4 protein-coding genes are annotated in these 3,869 nt (G+C 61.7%); all 4 read left to right on the top strand.

Features of this window, described 5'->3' with window-relative positions; all coding sequences use genetic code 11:
- The coding region (locus RMO15_RS23860) for a DUF4349 domain-containing protein (RefSeq protein WP_309718376.1) at nt 1–675 on the top strand (675 nt) is incomplete at its 5' end.
- Nucleotides 676–685: 10 nt separating this feature from the next.
- Nucleotides 686–1,417 (top strand): SDR family oxidoreductase, encoded by a 732-nt coding sequence (locus RMO15_RS23865; RefSeq protein ID WP_309718378.1) that lies wholly within the window; start codon nt 686–688, stop codon nt 1,415–1,417.
- A gap of 8 nt (nt 1,418–1,425) precedes the next feature.
- Complete coding sequence (locus RMO15_RS23870) at nt 1,426–2,376, top strand: ornithine cyclodeaminase family protein (RefSeq protein ID WP_309718382.1); 951 nt, start codon at nt 1,426–1,428, stop codon at nt 2,374–2,376.
- On the top strand, nt 2,373–3,869 hold a 1,497-nt coding region (locus RMO15_RS23875), incomplete at its 3' end, for an FGGY family carbohydrate kinase (protein ID WP_309718388.1). The genes RMO15_RS23870 and RMO15_RS23875, both read left to right, overlap by 4 nt.

Here is a 3,869-nt window from a genome sequence, read left to right on the forward strand (position 1 = left end):
CCGGCCATGCCGCGCAAGATTATCTTCACTGGCGAGGTCACGCTCGTCTGTGAGGATCTGGACAAAGCAAGCGAGGCCCTGGAGAGCCGAGCAAAGGAGTTCGGAGGCTACGTCAGCAACGCCAACCGAACCGGCGTGCGCGGTGAGACGCGGGAGGGTTCTTGGACAGTGCGCCTCCCTGCCGAGAAGTTCGATGCGTTCTTGAAAGCCCTCCCCGCCCTCGGGGAGCTTCAGAGCAGCTCCCGCAAGGCCGACGATGTGAGCGAGGAGTTCTACGATGTCGCCGCGCGGCTCAAGAACAAAAAGATCGAGGAGACCCGCCTGATCGAGCTGCTCCAGAAAGCCACCGGAAAGCTCACCGAAGTCCTCACGGTCGAGAAAGAGCTGAGCCGAGTGCGCGACGAGATCGAGCGGATCGAGGGCCGCCTGCGCTACCTGACCAACCAGACCGATCTATCGACCATCACGATTACCTTGAGAGAAGTCAAAAACTTCGTCCCCGAAGGCCCACCCACCCTTGCCACACAAGTCTCGCGGAGCTTTGGCGGCTCCCTGGATGCGCTTAAAGCCTTCTTTGTCGGCCTTCTGCTCTTCATCGTCGCGCTGGTTCCGTGGGCATTGCCCCTCGGACTTGTGGGCTGGCTCGTGTTTCGCCTCGTGAAAAAACGACGATAGAATAGCCGCTATGAAGCGATGGCGAGTGGATGGTCAGAGAGCGCTGGTGACCGGCGGAACCCGTGGGATTGGGGCGGCCGTTGTCGCGGAGCTGCGGGGCCTCGGCGCGACGGTGCTGACGGTGGCACGCTCGGGAGCCGATATTAGCGCGGATATTTCCGAAGACGGCGCGGCGGATCGGGTGATTTCGGCGGCGTGCGAAAAACTCGGAGGGCTGGAGATTCTGGTCAACAATGTCGGGACGAACGTCCGCAAGCCCACGCTAATGCTCTCGGAGGCGGAGATCGAGACGGTGCTGACGACGAATTTGACTGCAGCGCTGGGTTTGTGCAAAGCGGCACAGGCAAGCCTTGCTGAGAGCAGAGGCTGTATTGTCAATATTGGCTCGGTGGCCGGGAACGTGGCGATTGGAACGGGGGTGGCCTACGCCATGAGCAAGGCAGCGCTGGATCAGCTCACGCGCTATCTGGCTGTGGAGTGGGCAGGTGTGGGGGTTCGCGTGAACTCCGTCAACCCGTTTTACACAAAAACGCCGCTTGCACAGCCCGTGCTGGATGACCCGGAGCGTCTGGCACGGGTGCTCGCCAGCACACCACTGGGACGGATCGCTGAGCCCGAAGACATTGCTGCCGCCGTGGCGTTTTTCTGCTTGCCCGCCGCGCGGCATATCACTGGCCAGTGCCTCGCGGTGGACGGAGGCTTTCTGGCAAGGGGTTCTTATCTCGCCGGAGAGCCTGTATAATTGTTCCTATGCCTCTCTTTTTGACGGAAGAAGACGTCCTTGCAGTTCTGACGATGCCTGACGCCATTGCGGCTCTTGAGACAGCCTTTTTGGCTCAAGCCCAAGCGGATGCACTCAACCAGCCGCGCCAGCGGATCTTTCTCCCCAGCGGCGTCTTGCACCACATGGCAGCCGCCCTTCCCGTACTGGGAGTCATGGGCACCAAGACCTATACATCTTTTGCAGACGGTACGCGCTTCTATGTCCAGCTCTTTTCTTCTGAGACGGGGGAGCTCCTCGCTTTTCTTGAGGCCAATCGCCTCGGTCAGATACGTACGGGAGCGGCCACGGGTCTCGCGATCAAGTACATGGCTCGAACGGATACCCCCATCGCGGCTCTCTTTGGGACAGGCTTTCAGGCGGAGACGCAGGCTGAGGCTCTGGTCAACATGCTACCAAACCTCCGCGAGGTGCAAATCTACAGCCCGAACCTTCTGCGACGACAGGATTTCTGCCAGCGTATGACCGCTCAGCTCGGTGTGCGCTTCACCTCAATGGAGAGCCCGGAAGCCACGGTTCGCAACGCCAAGGTGATCGTCACCGCGACCAATGCCCACGAGCCGTTCTTACGCGGTGCCTGGCTCACTCCGGGCGACTTTCTGGCGGCTGTGGGAGCCAACAGGCTCTCGGCGCGTGAAATAGACGATGAGGCAGTCTCTCGGGCCAATGTCGTGGCCGTGGATGACTTGACCCAGGCTCAGTCAGAGGCAGCAGAGCTTCTCTTCGCTCACGAGCGTCGAAAGTTCCTCTGGAAGAAAGCCATTCCCCTCTCCGCGGTTGTCGTGGGACGAGCCAAGGGCCGACCACACCATGACTCCATTACCCTTTTTAAGTCACTTGGCGTGGCACTGGAGGATATTGCCGTCGCCGCCATGGTCTATGAAAAGGCGAAAGAGCGAGGCTTGGGACGCCCACTTTGAACGCGATTCTTACCATTGATCTCGGAACGTCCTCCACCCGTGCACGGCTTTATGAAGCAGAAACGGGCAAGCCGATTGAGGGCGCTACCTCTCAGCTTAGCCACACTCCTCAGATCACGCGCGACGGAGGCTCGACCCTCGATGCCGATGCTCTGGTGCGTGAAGTCGCTGCCTGCGCCGATGAAGCTCGCGAGAAAGCTCCCAAAGCCTGCTGGATTCTGGGAGTCGGGCTGAGCTGCTTCTGGCACTCCATCGTGGGAGTAGACGGAAACGGCGATGCGGTCACCCCCGTGCTGCTCTGGAACGATCGGCGGAGCGCGGGACATGTCGCCCGCCTCAAAGAACAACAGCCCGAGCTACCCAACAAAACCGGCTGCCCGTGGCACACCAGCTTTGTCTACGGCAGACTCACCTGGCTCCGTGAGGCGCAGCCGGATTTGTTTGCAAAGTGCCAGCAGTTTCTCACGCCAGCCGCCTATATCCTGCATAAGCTGGTTGGAGCCACGGGCGAGTCCACATCCATGGCATCGGCATCGGGGCTCTGGGATCAGACAAAGCAAGCCTGGCTCCCCGAGTGGGAGTCGCTTCTGCCCCCGATCTGTGATGCGCCCGTCTCCGCACAAAGCTCTTCGTTTTTGCCAAAGCACCTCGCACAGCTTTCCTGGTTTCCGCCCGTCGGAGATGGCATGGCATCTAATCTCGGCTGTGGAGCCGTGACTCCTGAGCGCCTTGCCCTGATGATCGGCACCAGTGGGGCGATGCGCGTCATGCCCCCCGCAGGCAAGCTCCCCCCTCTGCCGCCCGGCCTCTGGCGCTACCAGCTGGATTCGAATCGCTGTGCCTTAGGTGGCGCACTGACCAACGGTGGCTCCGTCTGGGCGTGGCTGGAGCAGACTCTCAAGCTCTCTGAGAACCCGATGGCCCTCCCACCCGATAGCCATGGCCTGACCGTGCTTCCGTTTCTGGCAGGCGAGCGTGCCCCGCTCTGGCGAGACGATCTCACGGCGGCGATTATCGGGCTCTGTGTCTCGACCACGCCGGATGCGATTGCTCAGGCGCACCTGGAGGCCGTCGCCTACCGATTTGCCGCTCTGCGCGACTTCCTGCGCCCCGTTGCGCCCGCAGCCGAGCTGATTGGAACCGGCGCGGGCTTGCTCGCCTCCCCACACTGGCAGCAAATTCTCGCCGATGTGCTCGGTGAGCCCCTTTTAGTGAGCAGCGAGGAAGAAGCCTCATCACGCGGGGCTGCTCTCTGGGCACGCGAGTGCCTGGGCTTGGGAAAGATTGAGGACGCCCCCCTGCCCGAGATCCTCCACCGCGTCACACCCAACCCCGCCCACGCTGCAACCTACGCCGCAGCCCGCATCCGCCACGAAGCGCTGCTCAGTACCCTCCTACCCCCACCCCCTTCCTCCCGAGACCTACGGGAGGAAGGGGAGCCCGAAGGAATAAAAATCCCCTCCTCCCAATCCGCCTCCCAGGATTGGGAGGAG

This window comes from Armatimonas sp. (assembly GCF_031410135.1).
Lineage (GTDB): Bacteria > Armatimonadota > Armatimonadia > Armatimonadales > Armatimonadaceae > Armatimonas.

Bases quoted from the DNA above. Each gene is read 5' to 3' on its own strand.
- RMO15_RS23865 (WP_309718378.1), top strand. From the start codon at position 686: ATGAAGCGATGGCGAGTGGATGGTCAGAGAGCGCTGGTGACCGGCGGA.
- RMO15_RS23870 (WP_309718382.1), top strand. From the start codon at position 1,426: ATGCCTCTCTTTTTGACGGAAGAAGACGTCCTTGCAGTTCTGACGATG.